The following is a 200-nucleotide window of genomic DNA, read 5'->3' as shown; positions in this document are numbered from 1 at the left end:
TTGGCGGAAAAAACTCCGAACTCTAAACTACAAACTTTGAACTATTAACACCACCCCGGCCTACGGCCACCCTGCCCGACACAGTCATTCAGGCGGGCCCTCCTTTTTAAGGAGGGGAGCTTTAAAACAACAGTTAATAAATAGTAAAATAAAAAAAATCCCGAAGCAGAAATTCTACTTCGGGATCTATATTTTCGTCT

It is taken from the genome of Autumnicola aciditolerans, assembly GCF_041679265.1.
In the GTDB taxonomy this organism is placed as follows: Bacteria; Bacteroidota; Bacteroidia; order Flavobacteriales; family Flavobacteriaceae; genus Autumnicola.
Note: the sequence above shows the minus strand (reverse complement) of the source record.